This is a genomic window from Bauldia litoralis (assembly GCF_900104485.1).
In the GTDB taxonomy this organism is placed as follows: domain Bacteria; phylum Pseudomonadota; class Alphaproteobacteria; order Rhizobiales; family Kaistiaceae; genus Bauldia; species Bauldia litoralis.
Window position 1 is genome coordinate 77,420 of the sequence record NZ_FMXQ01000005.1, and the last position, 21,518, is coordinate 98,937.

19 protein-coding genes are annotated in these 21,518 nt (G+C 67.2%); 6 read left to right on the top strand and 13 right to left on the bottom strand.

All coding sequences use genetic code 11. From position 1 onward, the window contains the following. Window positions 1-82 precede the first annotated feature (82 nt). On the top strand, window positions 83-589 hold the full coding sequence (locus BLT60_RS12830) for a DUF934 domain-containing protein (RefSeq protein WP_175478421.1): 507 nt from the start codon (window positions 83-85) through the stop codon (window positions 587-589). Window positions 590-611: 22 nt separating this feature from the next. On the opposite strand, the gene edd is transcribed toward BLT60_RS12830, so the two are convergent. Further along, complete coding sequence (edd, locus tag BLT60_RS12835) at window positions 612-2,426, bottom strand: phosphogluconate dehydratase (protein ID WP_090876867.1); 1,815 nt, start codon at window positions 2,424-2,426, stop codon at window positions 612-614. A gap of 163 nt (window positions 2,427-2,589) precedes the next feature. Here edd and BLT60_RS12840 point away from each other — a divergent pair, with 163 nt between their 5' ends. After that, window positions 2,590-2,838: a hypothetical protein gene (locus BLT60_RS12840; RefSeq protein ID WP_139167827.1), complete on the top strand. Its 249-nt coding sequence runs from the start codon at window positions 2,590-2,592 to the stop codon at window positions 2,836-2,838. A gap of 1 nt (window position 2,839) precedes the next feature. On the opposite strand, the gene zwf is transcribed toward BLT60_RS12840, so the two are convergent. Beyond that, window positions 2,840-4,318, bottom strand: a complete 1,479-nt coding sequence (zwf, locus tag BLT60_RS12845) for a glucose-6-phosphate dehydrogenase (protein WP_090876869.1) — start codon at window positions 4,316-4,318, stop codon at window positions 2,840-2,842. 116 nt (window positions 4,319-4,434) lie between these two features. Between zwf and BLT60_RS12850 the strand changes: the two genes are divergently transcribed. From BLT60_RS12850 to BLT60_RS12860, 3 genes are all read left to right on the top strand, one after another. Next, window positions 4,435-5,331, top strand: a complete 897-nt coding sequence (locus tag BLT60_RS12850) for an SMP-30/gluconolactonase/LRE family protein (protein WP_090876870.1) — start codon at window positions 4,435-4,437, stop codon at window positions 5,329-5,331. A 137-nt stretch (window positions 5,332-5,468) separates the two neighbouring features. Continuing rightward, window positions 5,469-6,896 carry a hypothetical protein gene (locus BLT60_RS12855; protein WP_090876871.1) on the top strand — a complete coding sequence of 476 codons (1,428 nt, stop codon included), beginning with the start codon at window positions 5,469-5,471 and terminating at the stop codon, window positions 6,894-6,896. A 21-nt stretch (window positions 6,897-6,917) separates the two neighbouring features. After that, window positions 6,918-7,238 (top strand): YciI family protein, encoded by a 321-nt coding sequence (locus BLT60_RS12860; protein WP_090876872.1) that lies wholly within the window; start codon window positions 6,918-6,920, stop codon window positions 7,236-7,238. A 57-nt stretch (window positions 7,239-7,295) separates the two neighbouring features. Here BLT60_RS12860 and BLT60_RS12865 read toward each other — a convergent pair whose 3' ends face one another. Both BLT60_RS12865 and BLT60_RS12870 read right to left on the bottom strand, forming a co-directional pair. After that, window positions 7,296-8,060, bottom strand: coding sequence for a calcium-binding protein (locus tag BLT60_RS12865; protein ID WP_090876873.1), 765 nt, complete (start codon window positions 8,058-8,060; stop codon window positions 7,296-7,298). A 184-nt stretch (window positions 8,061-8,244) separates the two neighbouring features. Next, window positions 8,245-9,480, bottom strand: a complete 1,236-nt coding sequence (locus BLT60_RS12870; protein ID WP_090876874.1) for an OmpP1/FadL family transporter — start codon at window positions 9,478-9,480, stop codon at window positions 8,245-8,247. A gap of 203 nt (window positions 9,481-9,683) precedes the next feature. Between BLT60_RS12870 and BLT60_RS12875 the strand changes: the two genes are divergently transcribed. After that, a complete protein-coding gene (locus BLT60_RS12875) occupies window positions 9,684-11,108 on the top strand; it encodes an MATE family efflux transporter (RefSeq protein ID WP_425285004.1) in 1,425 nt (474 codons plus the stop codon). Between the two features lie 54 nt (window positions 11,109-11,162). Here BLT60_RS12875 and BLT60_RS12880 read toward each other — a convergent pair whose 3' ends face one another. From BLT60_RS12880 to BLT60_RS12920, 9 genes are all read right to left on the bottom strand, one after another. Then, entirely contained in the window at window positions 11,163-12,077 is a 915-nt protein-coding gene (locus tag BLT60_RS12880; protein WP_090876875.1) for a c-type cytochrome, read from the bottom strand. 106 nt (window positions 12,078-12,183) lie between these two features. Further along, complete coding sequence (locus BLT60_RS12885) at window positions 12,184-13,641, bottom strand: multicopper oxidase family protein (RefSeq protein ID WP_090876876.1); 1,458 nt, start codon at window positions 13,639-13,641, stop codon at window positions 12,184-12,186. Between the two features lie 92 nt (window positions 13,642-13,733). Further along, entirely contained in the window at window positions 13,734-14,903 is a 1,170-nt protein-coding gene (locus BLT60_RS12890) for an ABC transporter permease (RefSeq protein WP_210185611.1), read from the bottom strand. 376 nt (window positions 14,904-15,279) lie between these two features. Further along, complete coding sequence (locus BLT60_RS12895) at window positions 15,280-16,230, bottom strand: ABC transporter ATP-binding protein (RefSeq protein WP_244521248.1); 951 nt, start codon at window positions 16,228-16,230, stop codon at window positions 15,280-15,282. Further along, window positions 16,227-17,186 carry an HlyD family secretion protein gene (locus tag BLT60_RS12900; RefSeq protein ID WP_090876877.1) on the bottom strand — a complete coding sequence of 320 codons (960 nt, stop codon included), beginning with the start codon at window positions 17,184-17,186 and terminating at the stop codon, window positions 16,227-16,229. Before BLT60_RS12900 ends, BLT60_RS12895 begins: the two co-directional genes overlap by 4 nt. Beyond that, entirely contained in the window at window positions 17,183-17,914 is a 732-nt protein-coding gene (locus BLT60_RS12905) for a CerR family C-terminal domain-containing protein (RefSeq protein WP_175478422.1), read from the bottom strand. Before BLT60_RS12905 ends, BLT60_RS12900 begins: the two co-directional genes overlap by 4 nt. Before the next feature lie 382 nt (window positions 17,915-18,296). Further along, the gene (locus tag BLT60_RS12910) at window positions 18,297-19,574 is read right to left on the bottom strand and encodes an NAD(P)/FAD-dependent oxidoreductase (protein WP_090876879.1); all 1,278 of its coding nucleotides are present in this window, start codon (window positions 19,572-19,574) and stop codon (window positions 18,297-18,299) included. A gap of 28 nt (window positions 19,575-19,602) precedes the next feature. After that, window positions 19,603-20,076 carry a cupin domain-containing protein gene (locus BLT60_RS12915; protein WP_090876880.1) on the bottom strand — a complete coding sequence of 158 codons (474 nt, stop codon included), beginning with the start codon at window positions 20,074-20,076 and terminating at the stop codon, window positions 19,603-19,605. A gap of 28 nt (window positions 20,077-20,104) precedes the next feature. Next, the gene (locus tag BLT60_RS12920; RefSeq protein WP_090876881.1) at window positions 20,105-21,502 is read right to left on the bottom strand and encodes a glutamine synthetase family protein; all 1,398 of its coding nucleotides are present in this window, start codon (window positions 21,500-21,502) and stop codon (window positions 20,105-20,107) included. Window positions 21,503-21,518: the final 16 nt, after the last annotated feature.

Consider the following 21,518-nt stretch of genomic DNA (forward strand, 5'->3'; position numbering starts at 1 on the left):
CGGGCAATCGGAGGACGACAGTGGTGGGGGCAGAACGGACGTGCAAATGTTGGAACCGGCTTTGAACGAGACAGAACAAGACATGCCGCTTTGGAAGAACGGGGAATTCGTCGCCAATGACTGGCGGACCGTCGAGGACGAAGCGCCGATCCCGGACGGCGCGCCGACCTTCGTCAGCCTTGCGCGATGGCGGGCGGAGCGCGAGACGCTGAGCGCCCGTAACGCGCCGCTTGGCCTGCTGCTGGCGCCGGACAGCGACTGGCGCGACATCGTCGCCGACCTGCCGCACTTCGCCGCGATCGCCGTCAGCGTGCCGAAATTCGCCGACGGGCGGGCCTTCTCGATTGCCCGGCTCCTGCGCGACCGCGACGGCTATGCGGGCGAGATCCGCGCCGTCGGCGACTACTTCATCGACCAGGTACCGCTGATGACCCGCGTCGGCATCGACGCCTTCCAGACGGAAGATCCGATCCTGATCAAGGCGCTGGAGAACGGCGAATGGCCGGAGGTGACCAACTACCTCCAGCCGGCGCTGGGCCCGAAGGAAGTGCCGGCCGGAACGCGGCCCTGGGCGCGCAAGCGGGGCTGAGGATGTCTCTGCGGATGCCCGCCTAGAGCACCCCTGCCCCCATCTCCGCCGGCTGGGCGTTGGCGCGGAACATGCGGAACATCTCGCGGCCGAGGCCGAATTCGTTGCCGGAAAGATCGGCGACGGCGGCCTCGCGGGCGTTGAACTCCGCCTGATCGACAAAGACATGCAGACGGCCGCGCGGCGGGTCGACGCGGACGATGTCGCCGTCGTGGAGCTTGGCGATCGGGCCGCCATCGGCGGCTTCCGGCGTGACATGGATCGCCGCCGGCACCTTGCCGCTGGCGCCTGACATGCGGCCGTCGGTGAGCAGCGCCACCTTGTAGCCGCGGTCCTGCAGCACGCCGAGGGTCGGGGTCAGCTTGTGAAGCTCCGGCATGCCGTTGGCCTTGGGCCCCTGGAAGCGGATGACGGCGACGAAGTCGCGCTCGAGCTGGCCGGCGCGGAAGGCGTCGCTGAGCTCCTCCTGCGAATGGAAGATCAGCGCCGGCGCCTCGACAACCTGATGCTCCGGCTGGACCGCCGAAACCTTGATGACGGCGCGGCCGAGATTGCCATCGAGCAGGGCCAGGCCGCCCTCCGGCGAGAAGGGATCGGAGACCGGGCGCAGCACCGTCTCGTCGCCACTGGTGGTGCGGCCCTCGTTCCAGACGATGCCGCCATCCTCGCCAAGCGTCGGCGTCTTCAGATAACCGCTGAGGCCGCTGCCCCAGGCCGTGCGCACGTCCTCGTGCAGCAGGCCTTCGCCGAGCAGTTCGCGCATCAGGTATTGCATGCCGCCGGCATTGTGGAAGTCGTTCACGTCGGCCTTGCCGTTCGGATAGACGCGGGCGAGCAGCGGCACGACCTCCGACAGATCGGCAAAGTCATCCCATGTCAGCCGGATGCCGGCGGCCTTGGCGGCGGCGACGAGATGGAGGGTGTGGTTGGTCGAGCCGCCGGTGGCATGAAGGCCGACGACGCCGTTGACGATGGCGCGTTCGTCGATGACGGCGCCGACCGGCGTGTATTCGTTGCCCTGGGCGGTGATCGCCAGGGCGCGGCTGGTGGCGGCGCGGGTCAGCGCATCGCGCAGCGGCGTGTCGGGATTGACGAAGCTGGCGCCCGGAATATGCAGGCCCATGATCTCCATCAGCATCTGGTTGGAGTTGGCGGTGCCGTAGAAGGTGCAGGTGCCCGGCGCGTGATAGGACTTCGCCTCGACGTCGAGGAGCTCATCCCAGGAGATCTTGCGCTCCGCATAGAGCTGGCGCGCCTTGGAGCGGGCCGGATTGGGCATGCCGGAGGGCATCGGCCCGGCCGGGATGAAGACCGCCGGCAGGTGGCCGAAGGTCAGCGCCGCGATCAAGAGGCCCGGGACGATCTTGTCGCAGATGCCGAGATAGACCGCCGCGTCGAACATGTCGTGCGACAGGCCGATGCCGGCCGCCATGGCAATGGTATCGCGGGAGAAGAGCGACAGCTCCATGCCGCCCTGGCCCTGGGTGACGCCGTCGCACATGGCCGGGACGCCGCCAGCGACCTCGGCGACGCCGCCGGCCGCGCGCGCCGCTTCCTTGATCAGGTCGGGATAGCGCTGGTAGGGCTGGTGGGCTGACAGCATGTCGTTATAGGCGGTGATGATGCCGATATTCGGCGCCGTCTCGCCACGCAGCGCCGCCTTGTCGCCCGGGCCGCAGGCGGCAAAGCCATGGGCGAGGTTCGAGCAGGACAGCTTGGTCCGGTTCGGCTTGCGCTCGCCGGCAATGGCTATCCTCTCGAGATACTGGCCGCGGCTGGATTCGCTCCGCCTGGCAATGCGTTCGGTCACTTCTCCGATTCGGGCGTGAAGCGTCATGTCATGGCCTCCTGGCGCGAGGCGACGGGATTTCGCAATCGCGGCTCGCTGGTAAAGATATGCTCGGCGCCACCGATCTCCATAGTCGGCAGTGCTGAATTTCGCGGCACCGATTTATGTTCTATTCTCGGCCGAACACACATCATCGGCATGGGGGTCCTGCTTGGCGAAGAAACCTGAAAGCGCCGCAGAGCACATGATCCGCTTCCTGGCGCTCGGCGTACCGACCGTTTCGCGGATCATGGCGGTGGCGCTGGTCGTCGCTGCGATCGGCATCGCCTTCTTCGGGGTCGGCAACTATCCGAGCGACGACGATCGCGCCATCGTCGCCCTGATGCTGGCGGTCTTCGCCCTCGTCGCGCTCGGCATCGGCTTCGCGACGCCGGCGATCATCCGGCGGCTCCTGCCCTGACCTACTCGGCCTCGTCGTGCCAGGTGTGGCCCTCGCGCTCGATCAACGCCACCGAGGCCGACGGCCCCCAGGTTCCAGCGGTATAGCCCTTGGGCCGCTCGCTCGAATGATCCCACGCCTCGGCGATCGGATCGATCCAGCGCCAGGCCGCCTCGACCTCGTCGCGACGCATGAACAGGGTCTGGTTGCCACGAATGACGTCGAGGATCAGCCGCTCATAGGCATCCGGGCTGCGCACCTTGAAGGCCTGGGCGAAGCTCATGTCGAGCGGCACGTAACGCAGCCGCATGCCGCCTGGGCCGGGATCCTTGATCATCAGCCACAGGCGGACGCCCTCGTCCGGCTGCAGGCGGATCACCAGCTTGTTCTGCTGCAGCGCGCCGGCGCCCTGGTCGAAGATCGAATGGGGAATCGGCCGGAAAGAGACGATGATCTCCGACATCCGCGCCGCCAGCCGCTTGCCGGTCCTGAGATAGAAGGGAACCCCGGCCCAGCGCCAGTTGCCGATCTCGGCCTTGATGGCGACGAAGGTCTCGGTCTTGGTATCCTGGTTCTCGACCTCGCTGGTATAGCCGGGCACGGAGCCGCCCGGCCCGGCACCGGCGCGGTACTGGCCGCGCACGGTGGTGGACGCGGCGTTGGTCTCGGTGATCGGGACAAGGCTGCGCAGGACCTTGAGCTTCTCGTCGCGAACCGAATCGGCGTCCATATGGGCCGGCGGCTCCATGGCGACGAGGCAGAGGAGCTGCAGGATGTGGTTCTGGACCATGTCGCGCAGCGCGCCGGAGGTATCGTAGTAGCCGCCACGGCCTTCGACACCGAGGGTCTCGGCGACGAGGATCTGGACATGCTCGATGCTGGCATTGTTCCACAGCGGCTCGAACAGCGTGTTGCCGAAGCGGAGCGCCATCAGGTTCTGGACGGTCTCCTTTCCGAGATAGTGGTCGATCCGGTAGATCTGGCTCTCGTCGAAGACCGAGCCGACCGCATCGTTGACCGCGCAGGCGGAGGCGAGGTCATGGCCGATCGGCTTCTCGATGATGACCCGGGTCTCCGGCGTGACCAGGCCTTCCTGGCCGAGGCGCTTGCAGATCGTGCCGAACAGTTCCGGCCCCACCGCGAGATAGAAGGCGCGGATGCGGTCCTTGCCCTCCTCCAGCACGGCGGCGAGCTGGTCCCAGCCGGCATCGCCCATGGCGTCGACGGTGACGAAATGGATCCGCTGGAGGAAGCTCTCGACCGCCTCGGGCTGCCGCTCGTCGGCCGGGACATGCTCCTCCAGCGCCTTGCGGGTGGCGGCGCGATACTCGTCGTCGCTCAGCGGGCGGCGCGAGATGCCGATGATCCGGCCGGTCGGCGGAATCTGGCCGTCGCTATGCCGCTGGAACAGGGCGGGCAAGAGCTTGCGATAGGCCAAATCGCCCGACCCGCCGAAGACGACGAGGTCAAACGGGTCCACGGCAATGATACGGCTGGTCATGGTCGAGATCGCTCCTCTGGCGTCTTTCCGGTTCCGGCGGTTGCGGTCTACACTGCCCTGCACAATTTTGGCAGGGGTCCTGCCGCTAAAAAACAAGGCAGGGTAGGCAAAGCGACATGGCAGATGTGGAATGTCTGGTGCCGGCAGGCGACTGGACCGGCGAAGGCGCGGTCTGGCATGCGGGCGAAAAGGCCCTTTATTGGGTCGATATCAGCCGTTTTCTGGTCCATCGCTACGATTCCGGGCAGAAATCCACCCGAACATGGTTCTTTGACCGCCCGCCGACCGCGCTGGCGCTGACCGACCGCCCCGACACGCTGCTGGTGGCGCTCGGCGGCAGCCTCATCCTGTGGCAGCCGGGCAATGACGCCCGGGCCGACCTTGCCCTTCCCGAGGACAATTGGCCGCGGGCGCGGCTGAATGACGGGCGGGCCGACCCGGCCGGCAACTTCTGGGCGGGCTCGATGCAGAACAATGTCGGCGCGACCGGCAAGGGCATGCCGATCGACGACGAGGCGGCCGGGCGGCTTTTTCGCATCGCCTCCGACGGCACCGTCACCGTCGTCAAGACCGGCATCGGCATCAGCAACACCTTCTGCTGGAGCCCGGACGGCACGCTCTTCTATACCGGCGACACGCTGGCCGGGACGATCTCGGCCTGGGACTATGACGCCACGACGGGGGCGATCGCCAACGAGCGGCCCTTCTTCGGCGGCTTCGAGCGGGGCGCGCCGGACGGCTCGGCCGTCGACAGCGCGGGCTACCTGTGGAACGCCCGCTACGGCGGGGGATGCATCGTCCGGGTCAGCCCGGCCGGTGATGTCGACCGCGTCATCGAGATGCCGGTCGACAATGTCACCACCTGCGCCTTCGGCGGGCCGGATCTGAAGACCCTCTACATCACCACGGCGACCGGCGGGTCGCGCGACGACCTGCGCTTCGCCGGCGGGCTGTTTGCCCTGCCGGTCGATGTCCCGGGACTCGATGAGAACCGGTTCCGAATCCGGAGCTGAAGCCGATCACCGCGGCCGGGCGGGGATCGTTCAGGCGACGTTCAGGTGGCCGCCACGAAGCTGCCGCCTTGCATTGCCAGCCTCGACACGGCTTCCGCGCTCTGGAAAAAGGGCGCGCCAGACAAACGGGTCCACTCATGACGCATCGCACCAGCCTTCTTGCCTCGCTCGCCGCCCTGACGATTGCCGCGACCGCCTCGCCGGCGCTCGCCGACAGCCGGATCTTCACCGCGCACAGCAACCAGGACGGGGTGACAATCGAGCAGGCCTTCCGCAATGGCGACGAGCTGGACATCGTCGGGCGCGGCGAAGACTCGACCCTCTTCCGCATCGACAGCCCGAGCACGCCGGTCGGCTGCGCCAACCGCATCGAGTTCGTTACCTCGACGGGCGAGCGCATCGACCTGGTGTCGGACATGTGTGAGCTCAACTGGGAAGTGACGGTCAAGGTCCAGCCGGCGAAGGTCGTCGAAACACCGACGGCGCCGGAAGTTCCGGCCGTGCCCGTGGTTCCCGAAGTTCCGGCCGCTCCCGGCGGCAGCGAGGAGATCGTCGCCCCGATCGACGGCGCATCGCTGTCCCAGGTGGTATCCGTGGCGGTCGACGATCCGGCGCTGACGATCATCGCGGTGCGGCTCGACGGCAAGCCGGTCAACATCATCGGCCGCAAGGGTGGCGCGGTGCAGTTCGAGATCACCGGGACCGACGAGGGGATCGCCTGCGACCGCGAGCTTGGCGTGATCTTCTCGAACGGCAAGCAGGTCACCCGACAGACCAATATCTGCCTCAACGACTGGTCGATCATGGTCGCCACCGGGGCCGAGACGCCGCCGGCCCCGCCGGTGGCCGCGTTGCCGCCATTGGCGCCGACGGAAGAGATGGTGTGGATCTTCTCGACCTTCGAGAACGGCGCCTCGCTCGGCCACGGCATTCCGGAGACCGACGCCAGCGATTTCGGCGCGGTGTGCACGCCGCGCTCGGGACGTATCCTGATCACCCTGCTCGACGCCGGTGTCCCCGGCCTGACGCCAGGCAGCCCGGTGCCGATCAGCATCTCCGGCGGTGGCTTCGCCCGCACCTATGCCGGCGTCGGCTCGCCCTTCGACGAACTGGCCGGAGCCTCCCTGCCGCAGGTCGAGGTATCGGCGAAGGACGAATTGTGGGACGCGATCGTCCGCGAGAAGGCGCTGAATGTCGCGGCCGGGCCCTCGCCCTTCGTGCTGTCGCTCCAGGGCAGCGCCGGACCGGCCCGCGAATTCCTTGCCATGTGCAGCGACGTGCCGGTGGCCGCGCCGCAGCCGCCGCGGCCGGGCCCTGCGGTCGGGCCGGGAATCGTCGCCAATTATTACTGCGCCGACGGATCGGCCTTTGCCGTGACCTATAACGGGCCGCAGCAGATCGCGACGCTTGCCCAGGCCGGCGCGCCGCCGCTGACCTTGCGCTGGGACCCGAACGGGCCTATCCCGCGCTACACCGCCGGTCCGGCCCGTCTCGTCCTGCGCGACGACAGCGAGGTACGCTGGAGCCGTTTCGGTGGGCCGGCTCTGTCGTGCCGGCAACGCTGACCGTTTCTGGAGAGACCACCCATGTTCTTCGCCGTCTTCGCCACCGACAAGCCGGGATCGCTCGAAACCCGCATGCAGAACCGGCCGGCGCATCGCGCCTATGGCGACCGCTACGACCTGCCGGCGCGCAAGATCATCGGCGTGCCGCTGACCGAGGATGACGGCGAGACGATGAATGGCTCGCTGCTGGTGCTGGAGGCGCCGAACCGGGCGGCGGTCGAGGCCTATCTCGCCGAGGACCCCTATGTGAAGGCCGGGCTGTTCGAGCGGACCAGCGTCGTCGCGGTCCATGGCAGCTTCGAGATGATCCGCGACCTGCTCCTCGAAGACGAGGAAGAGTAACGGCGGCGCCGGGAGACCCCGGCACCGCGCGTCCATGCCTGCCTAGATTGACGCGGCTCAGGCTACGAAGAGATCGCCGGCATCGAGGTTGGTGCCGGCCTTGAGCTGCGCGAACTGCACCTGCGCGGCACCGCCATTGCCGTCGGAATCGTAGTAGAGCTTGCCGGAATCCTTATCGTAGACGAAGCGCTGCGCCGCAGTTGTTGCGGACGGTCCTTCGTGGAACAGGGCAGCGTCGAGCTTTCCCTTCGAGCCGATGTCGTCGAAGACGGCGTTGTCGACCTTGATCTTCTCGCCCGCCTGCAACTTGGTGATCGTGCTCACGCCGGTTTCGGGACCCGACTTGAAGATATACTGGTCCTTGCCCTTGCCGCCGTTGAGGATGTTGTCACCCTCGCCGCCGTCGAGCTTGTCATTGCCCTTGCGGCCTTTCAGAGTATCGTTGCCGTCGTAACCGCGAAGCGTGTCGTTCTTCTGCGATCCCTTGATCAGATCATCGCCGGAGAAGATGGACTGAAGCGCTTCGTCGACGCTGGTGAAGGTCATCGCCTCGGCGATGGTCAGGCTCAATCCCGTGATCTTGTAGACAAGATCGCCCTTGAGATAGGCGTCCAGCGCCTCAATCGTTCCAGTCGTCGGGACCTTCAGTCCGAACGCCTCGACATATTTGAACCCGCTGCCCGAAACGTCGACCTTGATCTTGCCTTTGCTCGCCTCGAACCCATCGGGCTTTGTCTTGGATATTTCTTCCGGCGCCGTGATAACGGCGATGTCCTTCAGCGTTCCGGACTTGATCTTGCCCTTTGCAACAAACTTTACCATCGGATACCCCTCCCACATTGGTTAACAAAAGATAAATGACGGCTGCTGAAAAAACAAACCGGGTCGGCTGGCGCCGGCTGACGGCGAACTATTCAGCGCAAGCAGTTCAGCTGAATGAAAGCCGCCGTGGGGACTGAGAAAGGCGGCGCGCGGGGGGACAATTGGTTTACGACAGCGCCCCGGATCACCAGCGGCCGGTCAGGCTGACCCCGACGATGTCGAGGTCGTTCTTCATCGTTGCCTTCAGCGTGCCCTGGAGATCGGCGACATCAATCGTCGCGTCGGAGAACCAGACGTGGCCGTAGGAGGCCGAGAGCGTCATGCCACTGTCGAACCGATGCGTCAGCCCGAGTCCGAGGATGGTGCGATCGCCGTCGGGGCTCACCGTGTTGGCAGCGCCCGAGGCGACCGCGTTCTCGAAACCGAGACCGACACTCAGACTTGTCCGGTCGGTGGCCTGGTAGCGACCGCCGGCCGAGACGAACCAGGTGTCCTTCCATTCCTGGGCGCGGACGACATCGGGGAAGACCTCGTCGAAGCGGATATGGAAGCCGTCGAAGACGCTCCAGTCGCTCCACTGGACCTCGCCGAGCAGGGTCAGGCGGTCGGTCAGGTCCTGCTCCAGGCCGGCGCTGACGACGGCGGGCGTGCTGAGGTCGAAATTGACCGGGATCGCCAGGCCCGAGGTTCCTATCCCGACCGCGCCGCGAATACCGTGCGCGACCTCCGACCGGTAGCCAAGCCCGACCCGGGTGCCGGGCAGCGGGTCCCAGGTCAGGCCGGCGGTCCAGCCGAGGGCGACGTCGCTGCCGGTGAGAAACCCGCGATCGGTGGTGAAGGGGACGACCTCCATGCGCTGGTTGTCGACGTCCATGCCCTGGATATTGAGGCCGAAGGCGAAGGCGAAGCGGTCGCCGACCCGGTGGGCGATGGTCGGCGTCAGGCTCCAGGTGACCATCGAGGTCTGGAGGAGCTGGAACTCGCCCGCCCAGTGCGGCCGGCTTTCGATCTTCACCGCGAAGGGGGCGCTGAAGCCCATGGCGATGGTGGTCCTGTCGCTGACCTGATGGGAGACATAGATCGCCGGCGCGACAGCGTCGGCGGCCAGGCTGCCCGAATCGCCAAGGGACATCAGATCGGCCCCGGACGGCGCCGTTGCCTCGCTGGCGTGGATCGAGACGTCGGGGAAGAACATCCGGCCGTCGACGGTGACGACCGTCCCGGTGAGGTCGGCGATCGTCGCCGGGTTGTAGAACATGGAGGAGGCGTCGCGGCCGGCGGCCGACGCGCCGGCAAAGGCGCTGCCCATCGCCGCGGTGGACTGCTCGCGGACGAAAAATCCGCCGGCCCCGGCCGGAGAAACCCCGGCCGCAAGCCCCATGGCCGCCGCAGCCGCCATCCAGCCACAGACGCGATGCATCCAACTCCCCCCTAGTCCCGAAGGGAGCGTAGACGCTGGCCACGGCTCCGGTCAAAGGCTTTGGATTCGCCCAACCCCACACGAGGCCGGCGTTATCCTCGCAGAGATCGTCCTGGCGTTTTCGGAGCCCCTTTCGGGCAATTGCAAGCAGCCCCCCAATTAGGCGGTAGCGCGAGCGCGCCGGGCGGATTACAAGCGCGACCATGACCGACATTGTCAGGCCAGTACCGGCCGCGCGGGGAGCGTGGGCCATGGAAGCGCGCGCGATGGTGGCGCTCGCCTGGCCGTTGGTGCTGACCAACGTGGCGCAGGTGGCGCTCGGCTTCACCGACGTGATCATGATGGGCTGGCTCGGGCCGGAGGCGCTGGCCGCCGGGGCGCTGGCCACCAACCTCAATTTCGCCTTCCTGATCTTCGGCATCGGGCTGGTCACCGCGACCGCGCCGCTGATCGCCATCGAGCTCGGTCGCAACCGGCATTCGGTGCGCGACGTGCGGCGCAGCGTCCGCCAGGGGCTGTGGGCGGCGATCACCATCTCGATCCCCTTCTGGTTCGTGCTGTGGCACGGCGAGGCGATCATGCTGGCGCTCGGCCAGGAGCCGGCGCTGGCGGCCGAGGGCGGGCGCTACCTGCGCACCCTGCAATGGGGGCTGCTGCCCTTCCTCGGCTATGTCGTGCTGCGCAACTTCGTCTCGGCGCTGGAGCGACCGCAGGCGGCGATGTGGGTCGGCGGGCTGGCGGTGATCCTCAACGCGATGGTGGTCTATGCGCTGATGTTCGGCGCCTTCGGCCTGCCGGCGCTCGGGCTGACCGGGGCCGGGATCGGCACGACGATCGCCAATCTCTTCCTGTTTTTCGGGCTCGTCTTCGTCGTCTCGGTCGACCGGCGCTTCAAGCGCTTCCAGCTCTTCGGGCGTTTCTGGCGGCCGGATTGGGCGCGGTTCCGGGTGCTGTGGCAGCTCGGGCTGCCGATCGCCTTCACGCTGGCCTTCGAGGTGACGATCTTCAACGCCTCGGCCTTCCTGATGGGGCTGATCGGCGCCGACTCGCTGGCCGCCCATGCCATCGCCATCCAGCTCCCGTCTGTGGCCTTCATGGTGCCACTCGGCCTCGGCATGGCGGCGACGGTGCGGGTTGGCCGGGCCTATGGCCGCGGCGACCGCGAGGGCATCCGCCGCGCCGGCTGGACCGCCTTCGCGCTGGCAATGAGCTTCGCCTGCGTGACGGCGGCGGCGATGCTGTTCGCCGGGCGGCCGCTGGTCGGCATCTTCCTCGATCTCGGCGATCCGGCCAGCCAGACGGTGATCGGCCTTGCCGTGACCTTCCTGATCTATGCCGGGCTATTCCAGTTCTTCGACGTGGGCCAGGCGATCGGCACCGGTATGCTGCGCGGGCTCGGCGATACCCGGGTGCCGATGATCTATGCGGCGATCGGCTACTGGGGCATCGGCATGCCGCTCGGCATCCTGCTTGGTTTCTGGACGCCGCTGGCCGGCGCCGGCATCTGGATCGGCCTGGCGACTGGCCTTGGCGTGGTGGCGATCCCCCTGATGATCCGCTGGATTAGGCGAGATGGGCTGGGCCTGACGACGCAGCCGCCGCCGGACGCGAAGCTGACCGCTCCATAAAAAAGAGCCGTCCGGCATTCGCCGGACGGCTCGAAACCGAAACCGGCCGCCTGTTTACGGGAAGGCGGTCTTCTGGAATTCCGTGCGTTCCACCTTGTTGACGATCGGCGGGATGGTCCGGACATAGGCGACCACCGCGTCGAGGTCCTCCGGCGTCATGTTGGCGAAGAACGGGAACGGCATCGGCGGCGAGAGATGCGTGCCATCCGGCCGGACACCCTGGGTGATCGCCTTCTTGATGTCTTCGTCGCTCCACTTGCCGAGGCCGGTCTCGGGATCTGAGGTGATGTTCGGCGTCGACACCACCGCTCCCGGCGCGAGCTGGATCATGAAGCCACCGGCGCCGAGGGCGTTCGCGAAATCGGGAACACCGTTGGCGTCCGGGCCGGTGTGGCACTCGAAACAATGGGACAGGGCGTTGACGATATAGCCGCCATAGGCCACCTGGTCGCTCGGATCCGGCGCCGGCTCGCCCTTGGCGGGGGGCATAGGCTGCTGCGGAAATCCGTAAGTCGATTCCGGCACCTCGTTATGAACCCCCTTGACGGTGCGCAGGTAGGCGACGATCGCCTTCACATCGTCGTCCGACATCATGTTGTAGCTGGGTACGGGCATCGGCGGGAAGATGATGTCCCCTTCCGGCGTCGTCCCCTCGCGAATTGCCGTGATGATCTCTTCGTCGGTCCAGGTACCGATCCCGGTCTCCGCGTCCTGCGTGATGTTGGCCGCGTAAGCGTCGATGCCCGTGTCGACGATCCGGAAACCTCCGGCGAACTCCTTGCCGGGAACGGGTGACATGTCCTCGGCGCGGGTATCGTGGCAATTGCCGCAAGCCACCGGGCCGTTCATCAGATACTCACCGCGCTTGACCAGCGCGTCATCGTCCTGCGCAGTTCCCGGCAACGACGACGCGACCAGCAGGGTCGTTGCGGCAATGAAGGCCTGATAAGATGACTTACTCCGTGACATGGGTGCCTCCCAATCATCAGTGGAGCAATTTTCTACCATTCAGAACTGTTCCAAGGAAGCGACGTTCGATCGGTGACGGGCGCCCGATACACAATCCTTGCGTGTGTCAGGCGACTTCGACGTAGCCCATCATTCCGGTCTCCTGGTGCTCGATGACGTGGCAATGGAACATCCATTTGCCGGGGTTGTCGGCGACGAAGGCGACCTCCACCGTCTCCTCCGGCATGAGCAGCACCGTATCGGCATGATGGACCGGAATGTCGCGCTTGTTGGAACTCAAGACCTTGAAGCTGTGCCCGTGGATATGGATCGGATGCATGATCTGGCTGGCATTCTCCAGCGTCAGGACATAGGAGCGGCCCAGTCGCAACACGGCCAGCGGCGGCGGGATGACGGCATGATCCCGCCCCGGCCACTCGACGCCGTTGATCGTCCAGAACGCGTCCGTCGAAAGGCAGAGCGAGCCGAGGAGCATTCGTTCGACCGGATCGTCGGTCACCGGCAGCGCCGTGCCCTTGCCGGCAGCGAAGGAGAATGTCAGGCGTTCGGCCGAGGCGAGGTCCGGCTCGGCGATCCGACCGGCTCGTAGCGGCCGGGGGTCGAAGGCCTGCGCGCTCCCCGCCGGCCCCGCGCCGACCAGGCGGGCCAGCGGTACGACCGGATCGACGCGGCGGTCGACTAACCGGGCGACGCCGCCTTCGCGGGGGGAACGTATCACCAGGTCGAGGCGGCTTGCCGGGGCCAGCAGCCAAGACGTGAGCGCGAAGGGCGGCACCGCGATACCGTCTATCGCGATGACGGCCGCATCGGCATCCTCGATCGCGATCTCCATGACGCGGGTGCGATCGCTGTCGATCAGGCGCAGGCGGCAATCGGCGGAGGCCGGAAGCCTGATTTCCGTATCCGTGCCGCCGTTGGCGCTGCGCAGGTTGCCATAGGTGCCGGCCTTGCTAGCACCGCGCGTCGTGCTGAAGCTTCGGAACGTCCCGTTGTCGAGATCAATCGGCCAGTCGCACAGCAGAACCGTCTCGTCGGCCGCGTAGGGCTCGGTCGTGTCACCGTCGACGATCAGGATTCCGACGAGGCCCCGCCCCAGTTGCTCGGCGGTGTTGCAGTGGGTGTGGAAGAAGAAGGTGCCGGTATCCGGTGGCACGAAGCTGTAGCGGAAACGCTGGCCCGGCTCGACCGGCGGCTGGACGAGATAGGGCACACCGTCCTGGTCGTTAGGCAGGCGGATGCCATGCCAGTGGATCGAGGTGTGCTCGGTCTCGCCTGGCAGACTATTCTCAAGCAAGACGTCGAGCCGATCGCCGAGCGACAGGCGGGCGACAGGCGGCCAGGCGCCGTCGGAGAACGTCCACATCGGCATCCGGTGACCGGCGAAACAGGGTAGTGCCGTTGGCCGCTCCGCTGCCGTGAAGTCGAGCCGCACCACGCTGCCCGCCGATGGATCGGCGGGGGCAGGCAGCGGACTGCCCATGGCCGTGCCGCGGGCGACACCAGCGACCGCGGCGCCCGAGGCGAGGCAGGCGGTTCCGGCGAGGAAATGGCGGCGCGTGAGCATGGGCGTGAGCAACCCCGGAGTCGAACAGCAGCCTGGACACTGAGCGAGGACGGAGACTGCTGCCTCCCGCGGCCAAATTCAAGCCGGCCGGCTCAATCCAGCGTCCGCCGATAGCGCAACAGAGCGATGCCGGCGACCACCCCCCAGAAGACAAAGAGCGGCCAGATGTTGTTGGCGACTTCCGGCAGGCCGCCGCCCTTCAGCATGACGCCGCGCACCACCCGCAGATAGTGGGTGAGCGGCAATCCCTGGCCGAGGACCTGCGCCCAGTCCGGCATGCCGCGGAAGGGGAACATGAAGCCGGAAAGGAGGATCGACGGCAGGAAGAAGAAGAAGGTCATCTGCATCGCCTGCATCTGGTTGCGGGCGATGGTCGAGAAAGTATAGCCGAGCGTCACATTCGCGGAGATGAACAGCAGCGTGACGGCGAGCAAGAGCCACATCGGCCCCTTCATCGGCACGGCGAAAAGCACCGCCGCGGCCAGCAGGATCACCGCCACCTGGACGAAGCCAAAGCCGATATAGGGGACGATCTTGCCGATCATGATCTCGTAGGGCCGGGCCGGCATCGCCATCAGGTTCTCGATCGTGCCGCGCTCGACCTCGCGGGTCAGCGCCAGCGCGGTCATCAGGATCGTCGTCATCGTCAGGATGGTGCCGAGCAGGCCGGGGACGATGTTGTAGGCGGTGATGCCTTCCGGATTGTAGAGGCGGTGGACGACGACATCGACCGGCAGGGTGCCGGGGGCGAGGAAGGCGAGCGACCCGGTGGTCTGGACCGCCAGCGCCTTGCCGACGATCTCGTCGAGCTGGCCCAGGGCATTGGCGGTGGCAGCGGGGTCGGTGGCGTCGGCCTCGACCAGCAATTGCGGGCGCTCGCCGCGGACCAGCTTGCGCTGGAAGTCGACGGGGATCGTGACGATGTAGTTGATGTCGCCGCGCGCCAGCTTCTCCCGCGCCGCCGCCTCGCCGGTCGCCTGCGGATCGACCTCGAAATAGTCGGAGAGCTGCATGCCGGTGACGATGGCGCGGCCGGCCGGGCCGTTGTCGGCGACGATGACGGCGGTCGGCAGGCGCTTCGGGTCGGTGTTGATGGCGTAGCCGAAGAGCACGAGCTGGAGGATCGGCACGCCGATGATCATGGCGAAGGTCAGCCGGTCGCGGCGCATCTGGATGGTCTCCTTGACCATCACCGCCATGATGCGGGTCCAGGAGAACGCGCGGAGCTTCTTTCGGCCGGTCGAGGCCGGGAGCGCGGTCATGACGCAAGTGCCGGGGGTTCGCGGGCTTCGCCAGCCGGGTGTGCGTCCTTCGAGGCTCGGGCCTTGCCCTCGCACCTCAGGATGGCGAGGGGGGTGCTTGGGGGAGCGACGACCACCGATATCCGGGCATCATGAAACCACCCACCTCGCCATCCTGAGGTGCTCCGCGCAGCGGAGCCTCGAAGGACGCAGCGGCTTGTGCCCCGGGGGGGCGCTCCCTCCACCACCCTTCGGGCGGCCCACCTCCCCCGTGAACGGGGGAGGACAAGCCATGACCTCGACACTGCGACGCTCCCCCGCGCGCGGGCGCGGCGCGATCGGGGAGGAACCGGTGCGAAGCGATGGTGGCGAGGGCGCTCCCCTTGCCTCACCGGCCTCACGCCCTCGCCTCCGGCTCGCTGCCATCGAAATTGTCGGCGGTCTGGCCCATCAGGCGGATGAAGACGTCCTCGAGGCTGGTGGCGTCGGGCTCGGCGGTGGCGCCGGTGCCGGCGATCGCTTCGTTGACGGCGCGTTCGAGCAACTGCTGGTCGGTGCCGACGACATGCAGGTCGTTGCCGAAGGAGGCGACCTGCTCGATGCCGGGACGATCGCGCAGGCGGCGGGCAAGCGTCGCGGTGCCCCCTCCCCTGACGACGAAGGTATGCAGGCCGGAGGCGGCGATGACTTCCGGCACCGTGCCGCGGGCTACGACGCGGCCATAGGCGATGTAGACGATGCGATGGCAGCGCTCGGCCTCGTCCATGTAGTGGGTCGAAACCAGCACAGTCAGGCCGCTGTCGGCGAGGTCGTGGATCTCGTCCCAGAACTCGCGCCGCGCCTTGGGGTCGACGCCGGCGGTCGGCTCGTCGAGAAGCAGGAGTTGCGGCTTGTGCATGACGCAGGCGGCGAGCGCCAGCCGCTGCTTCCAGCCGCCGGACAGTGTGCCGGCGAGCTGGTGCTGGCGGTTGGTCAGGCCGAGCTGCGCCAGCGTCCGGTCGACATGCCCGGCGCGCGGCGTCAGGTCGTAGAGCCGGGCGACGAAGTCGAGATTCTCCCGGATCGTCAGGTCCTCGTAGAAGGAGAAGCGCTGGGTCATGTAACCGACCTCCAGCTTGATACGGTCGGCCTCGCTGGTGATGTCGTAGCCGAGGCAGGTGCCGCTGCCGGCATCGGGCTTCAGCAGCCCGCAGATCATCCGGATGGTGGTGGTCTTGCCGGAGCCGTTGGGGCCGAGGAAGCCGACGATCTCGCCCCGCGCGACGGTCATGTCGACCTGATCGACGACCGTCTTGCCGCTGAAGACCTTGGTCAGGCCCTCGATGTCGATGATCGCCGCGCCGGTCACGACCCGGCTCCGGGCACGAGCGCGACATCGACGGGCTGGCCGACCTTGAGGAGCGCGGCCTCGCCCAGCGGCCTGGCATCGACCCGGAAGACCAGCTTGTCGCGGTTGTCCTTGGAGTAGATGACCGGCGGCGTGAACTCGGCCTCGGTGGCGATGAAGGTGATCTCGGCGGTGAGACCGTCCTCGCAGTTGTCGCAGGCGACGGCGACGGTTTCGCCGAGCTCTACCCCGGCCAGCATCGGTTCGGGCAGGAAAAAGCGGATCTTCTTGTTGGCCTCGGGCAACAGCGAGACGACCGGCTGGCCGGCGGCAACCCGCTCCCCGGGCTCGAAGAAGGTTTCCTCGACGAACCCATCGGCCGGCGCCAGCAGGGTCCGGCGGTCGAGGGCGATATGAGCCTGGGACAAGGCCGAGTCGAGGACGGCCACGTTGCGCTCGGCCGCGTCGATCTCCTCGGCGCGGGCCGGCAGCCGGGCAACGTCGAGCTGGCGTTCGATGGCCTGGAGCTTGGCCAGCGCGGTGTCACGCCGGGCCGTGGCATCGTCGACGGCGGTATTGGAGACGACCCCTTTCTCCCGAAGCTGAACCTGGCGGGCATGATCCTCGTCGGCGAGCTTGAAGGCAGTTTGCGCCTCGCGGAGTTCCGCCTCGATGACGCTGATCTCCTCCGGCCGCTTGCCGGAGAGCAGGTTGGCGAGTTGCGCCCTGGCCTGGGCGAGGCGTGCTTCAGCGCCGGCGATCGCCTCCTCCTCGTCGGACGAATCGAGACGGGCCAGCACGTCGCCCTCGGCGATCATCGCACCCGCCGTCGCCGGGCGCTCGACGACCCGGCCGGGGGTCTCGGGCGAGACGTAGACATAGGTGCCTTCGACATAGCCCTGGAGGGACTCGTCGTTCGACCCGAAGCAGCCGGCCAGCAGCCCCGCGGCGCAAAGGACAACCGGCCGGGTCCTCATGGCGTCGCCTCACTGTCGAGGATCGCCGCGACCTGGCGCAAGACCTGTCGCTTGATGTCGGCGCGCTGCGTCTCGCCGACCGCCGACCACTCCATGCGGCGCAGGACCAGCGCCTGCGCGACCCGAAAGACGAGGATCTGGCCCATCATGGTGAAGACCAGGAGTTTGATCGCCTCGTCTTCTTCGTTGCGGCCAAGGATCGTCGCGACCAGCCGGGCGCAAAGCGCGTGGGCGCCGCCCATGAAACCGTAGATGACGTCGAAGGCGCCGGTCGGCTGCAATTGCTCCCGGACGATGAAGCGGGCCCAAAGCTCCGCCTCGTCGTCGCCAAGGATCACGTCGACATAGGTCGCGAGCATCGTGAGCAACATGGCGCGGGCGGCTTCGGGGGTGGCCGCGGCCTCGGGGGCGGCGGCGGCGGCCATTGCCGGTCCGACGAGACTGCCTGTGCGCTCGACGATGTATTCGGCGACCGCGTTGTGCAGCTCTTCCTTGCCACCGAAGTGGTAGACGATGGCAGCGAGATTGGCATCGGCCTCGCGCGCGATCTGGCGGGTGGTCGCGCCCTCGTATCCCTCGCGCCCGAAGACATCGAGGGCGGCGGCGATGAGGCGGGCGCGGGTCTCGGCACCGCGATCGCGGCGGGCGCGGCGATAGTGACGCGACCCTGTTGCGGTCTGTTCCAGCGGTTCTCCGGCTTCGCGACCGCCCGGCGACGTTTTTTCCACTGACGATGTCATCCCTGTCGAATCCTTTGATCGTATTTCACTCACACGAATGATTATTGAAGTCAATCGTTTGATTTAATATCGCCTGATGGTGTGAAGCGGTGTGTCCCGTGCAATGAGCCTGCCAGCACGAGACGGGATTGGCCAAGGTGCAGAAGGTTGTCCCAGGTCGTGGCTGATCGGCGCGGGACGCGCGGCTAGGTGCAGCGGGATGATCCAGGTGTGACGGGCGGGCTTGTGGCGTGGCCGTGCCGCCCCCGCTGGACCGGATCCGGAGTGGCTGGCCCTTCCGGGCCAGACCTGCGGTCGCCAGATCGGTCGCAATATGCCGACACGAACTGGCAGGCTCCGGACCTCCGGGACGACGAGAACCGGGATCGATCTAGAGCCGGTCGCGGAGGGCGTACCACGACATGCCGGCGACCAGCGCCGGGTAGCGGAGGAGCCGGCCGCCGGGGAATGGCGGACAGGGCAGCGCGGCGAAGGCGTCGAAGCGCGAGGCGTCGCCGGCGATGGCATCGGCGATCAGCTTGCCGGCGAAGGGCGCCAGCGCCACCCCCTGCCCCGAATAGCCGGCCGCGACATACACGCCCGGCCGAAGCCGCCGGACGAACGGAAGCCGGCGCATGGTGATCGCCAGCCGTCCACCCCAGGCGTAGTCGACGCGCGTGCCCTTGAGTTGCGGATAAATGGTGAGCAGGTGGCGGGTGACGAAGGCGGCAATATCGGTCCGTTCGCTGCGCGCATAGGACTCGCCGCCGCCGAAAATCAGTCGGCCGTCGGCTGTCGGTCGGAAGTAGTAGACGACGAAGCGGGTATCGGAGACCGCAGCACCTCCGGGGATCAGGCCGCCCGGCCGGCCGGCGCCGATCGGCGCGGTCGCCAGGATGTAATTGTCGATCGGCATGACCCGGGCGTCGGTCTCGTCGTCGATGCCCTCGATGTAGCCGTTGCCGGCGAGGATCACCGTGTCGGCGGTGACTCGGCCCTTGTCGGTTTCCACCATCCAGCGGCCGGACTTCGCAACCCGGGTGGCGCGGGTGCCCTCGAAGATGCGGGCGCCGGCTTTCGCGGCGGCACGGGCGAGGCCGCGGGCGAATTTCAGCGGATCGAGATGGCCGGCGCCGTTGTCGAGGCGGCCGCCGAAGTAGCGGTCGGTGCCGATGGCGGCGGAGACCGCCTCGCGATCGAGCCACTCGACGGCCTCGTAGCCGTAGTCGCGGCGCAGCGTCTCGACATAGGCGCGTTCCTCGGCGACGAGACGCGGCTTGTGCACCGCCTCGATCAGGCCAAGCCGCCAGTCGCAGTCGATGCGGTGGCGGGCGATCAGGCCAAGGGTCAGCGCCTTGGCCTCCTCGCCGAGACGCCACAGGCGGCGAGCATCGTCCGGGCTGAACTGCGCCGCCAGCCAGTCCTGGTCGCGGCGCTGGCCGGAATGCATCTGGCCGCCGTTGCGACCGGAAGCGCCCCAGCCGACGCTGTTGGCCTCGACGACCACCGCATCGACGCCGCGCTCGGCCAGATGAAGGGCGGCCGACAGGCCGGTATAGCCGCCGCCGATAATGGCGACGTCGGCACTGACCGGCTCGGCCAGCGTCGGATAGACCGGCACCGGATCGGCCGAGGCGGCGTACAAGGATGGCGCGTCGGGCAGCCTCATGGGGATCGCGCCTGCCGGCTATGCAGTCTCACGTCTTGCGCGGCTCCGGGGGATACGGCGTGCCGTCACGGTGGGTGTAGCCCTGGCCGGTGACGGCGACGAGGTCGAGGCCAGGATAATACGCCTTGCCCTCGGTCATCCGGGTGCCGACCTCGAGCAGGACGACATCGGCCTGCGAGCGGTTCTGGAAGCAATGGCCGACCTCATCGCCTGCCTTGAACCCGGCGGCGTCGCCGGCCTGCAGGATTTCCTCGCCGTCGTCGGTCACAAGCGTGACCTCGCCTTCGAGAACGTAGATGAGTTCGTCCTCGTCGGTGTGCCAGTGGCGCTGGCTCGACCAGGCGCCCGGCGGCAGACGGCAGAGATTGACGCCGAACTGGGTGAGGCCCGCGGCGTCGCCAAGTTTGATCTTTCGACGCTTGCGGCACGGCGCGTCATAGGGCGGCGGGTAGACCGTTCCGTCCGACTTCGGGGCCGCTTCCACATCGATCTTCTTCGCCATGCGGCACCTCCTTTCCGGCAAGCGCCGATCAGACGTTCAACAGCAGGTATTCGCGCTCCCACGGGCTGATGACCTGCATGAAGGTCTCGAATTCCGAATGCTTGATCGCCCGGTAGGTGCCGACGAAGGCCTTGCCGAAGATATCGACCAGTTCCTCGCATTCCTCGAACAGCGCCAACGCCTCGAGCAGGCCGCGGGGGAGATCGATCTCGTCGACATTGGCGCCGCCGCTGACCGGTTCCGACGAGGAGACGTTGCCAACCATGCCGAGGTAGCCGCAGGCAAGCGAGGCGGCGATCGCGAGATAGGGATTGGCATCCGAGGACGGGATCCGGTTCTCGACGCGCCGGGCGGCGGGTGACGAGTTCGGTACGCGCAGGCCCACGGTGCGGTTGTCGTAGCCCCACTCGGTGTTGACCGGCGCTGAGACCCCGCGCTGGAGGCGGCGATAGGAATTGACGTAAGGAGCGAGGATCGACGTCACCGCCGGCAGGTATTTCTGCGAGCCGCCGATGAAGGAGAAGAAGGCTGGCGTCGGCTCGCCATCGGCGTCAGAGAAGATGTTCGTACCGGTCTCGATGTTGTTGATCGACTGATGGATGTGCATCGCCGACCCCGGCTCGCCGGACATCGGCTTGGCCATGAAGGTGGCGTACATGTCATGTCGCAGCGCGGCTTCGCGGATAGTGCGCTTGAACTGGAAAACCTGATCGGCCAGCCCCAGCGGATCGCCGTGGCGCAGGTTGATCTCCATCTGCGCGGCGCCCTCCTCGTGGATCAGCGTATCGATCTCGAGACCCTGCTTCTCCGAGAAATCGTAGATATCGTCGAAGAGGTCGTCGAACTCGTTGATCGCGGCGATGGAATAGGACTGGCGGGCGGTCTCGGGCCGGCCGGAACGGCCGGTCGGCGGCGCCAGCGGGTAATCCGGATCCTTGTTGGGGCGCACCAGATAGAACTCGATCTCGGGCGCGACGATGGGTCGCCAGCCGCGCTTCTCGTAAAGCTCGATCACGCGGCGCAGGACCTGGCGCGGAGCGATATCGACCGGCGTCCCGTCGGCGTAGCGGGCATCGTGGATCAGCTGGGCCGTCGGATCCTCCTCCCACGGCACCACCGCCAGCGTGCTGAGGTCCGGGTCCAGCAGGACGTCGCGGTCGGCTTCGTCATTCTGGAAGAGGTCATCGTCGTGCGGCCAGTCACCCGAGATGGTCTGGGTGAAGATCGATACCGGCATCGACATCACCGGCCCGGCAAGAAACTTGCTGACCGGCATCATCTTGCCGCGGGCAACGCCAGCCTGATCGGGGACGACGCATTCGATATCCTCGATGCGGCGGGCGGCAAGCCATTCGCGAGCCTCTTCGAGCGAGGCGACGCCGCTGGCGCGCTCGGGCGTTTGTTCTTCCGTCTCTTGGTTGGGCAAGAATCACCTGTTCAGC

Bases quoted from the DNA above. Each gene is read 5' to 3' on its own strand.
- BLT60_RS12830 (WP_175478421.1), top strand. From the start codon at position 83: ATGCCGCTTTGGAAGAACGGGGAATTCGTCGCCAATGACTGGCGGACC.
- edd (WP_090876867.1), bottom strand. From the start codon at position 2,426: ATGACGCTTCACGCCCGAATCGGAGAAGTGACCGAACGCATTGCCAGG.
- zwf (WP_090876869.1), bottom strand. From the start codon at position 4,318: ATGACCAGCCGTATCATTGCCGTGGACCCGTTTGACCTCGTCGTCTTC.
- BLT60_RS12850 (WP_090876870.1), top strand. From the start codon at position 4,435: ATGGCAGATGTGGAATGTCTGGTGCCGGCAGGCGACTGGACCGGCGAA.
- BLT60_RS12855 (WP_090876871.1), top strand. From the start codon at position 5,469: ATGACGCATCGCACCAGCCTTCTTGCCTCGCTCGCCGCCCTGACGATT.
- BLT60_RS12860 (WP_090876872.1), top strand. From the start codon at position 6,918: ATGTTCTTCGCCGTCTTCGCCACCGACAAGCCGGGATCGCTCGAAACC.
- BLT60_RS12865 (WP_090876873.1), bottom strand. From the start codon at position 8,060: ATGGTAAAGTTTGTTGCAAAGGGCAAGATCAAGTCCGGAACGCTGAAG.
- BLT60_RS12870 (WP_090876874.1), bottom strand. From the start codon at position 9,480: ATGCATCGCGTCTGTGGCTGGATGGCGGCTGCGGCGGCCATGGGGCTT.
- BLT60_RS12875 (WP_425285004.1), top strand. From the start codon at position 9,684: ATGACCGACATTGTCAGGCCAGTACCGGCCGCGCGGGGAGCGTGGGCC.
- BLT60_RS12880 (WP_090876875.1), bottom strand. From the start codon at position 12,077: ATGTCACGGAGTAAGTCATCTTATCAGGCCTTCATTGCCGCAACGACC.
- BLT60_RS12885 (WP_090876876.1), bottom strand. From the start codon at position 13,641: ATGCTCACGCGCCGCCATTTCCTCGCCGGAACCGCCTGCCTCGCCTCG.
- BLT60_RS12890 (WP_210185611.1), bottom strand. From the start codon at position 14,903: ATGACCGCGCTCCCGGCCTCGACCGGCCGAAAGAAGCTCCGCGCGTTC.
- BLT60_RS12900 (WP_090876877.1), bottom strand. From the start codon at position 17,186: ATGAGGACCCGGCCGGTTGTCCTTTGCGCCGCGGGGCTGCTGGCCGGC.
- BLT60_RS12910 (WP_090876879.1), bottom strand. From the start codon at position 19,574: ATGAGGCTGCCCGACGCGCCATCCTTGTACGCCGCCTCGGCCGATCCG.
- BLT60_RS12915 (WP_090876880.1), bottom strand. From the start codon at position 20,076: ATGGCGAAGAAGATCGATGTGGAAGCGGCCCCGAAGTCGGACGGAACG.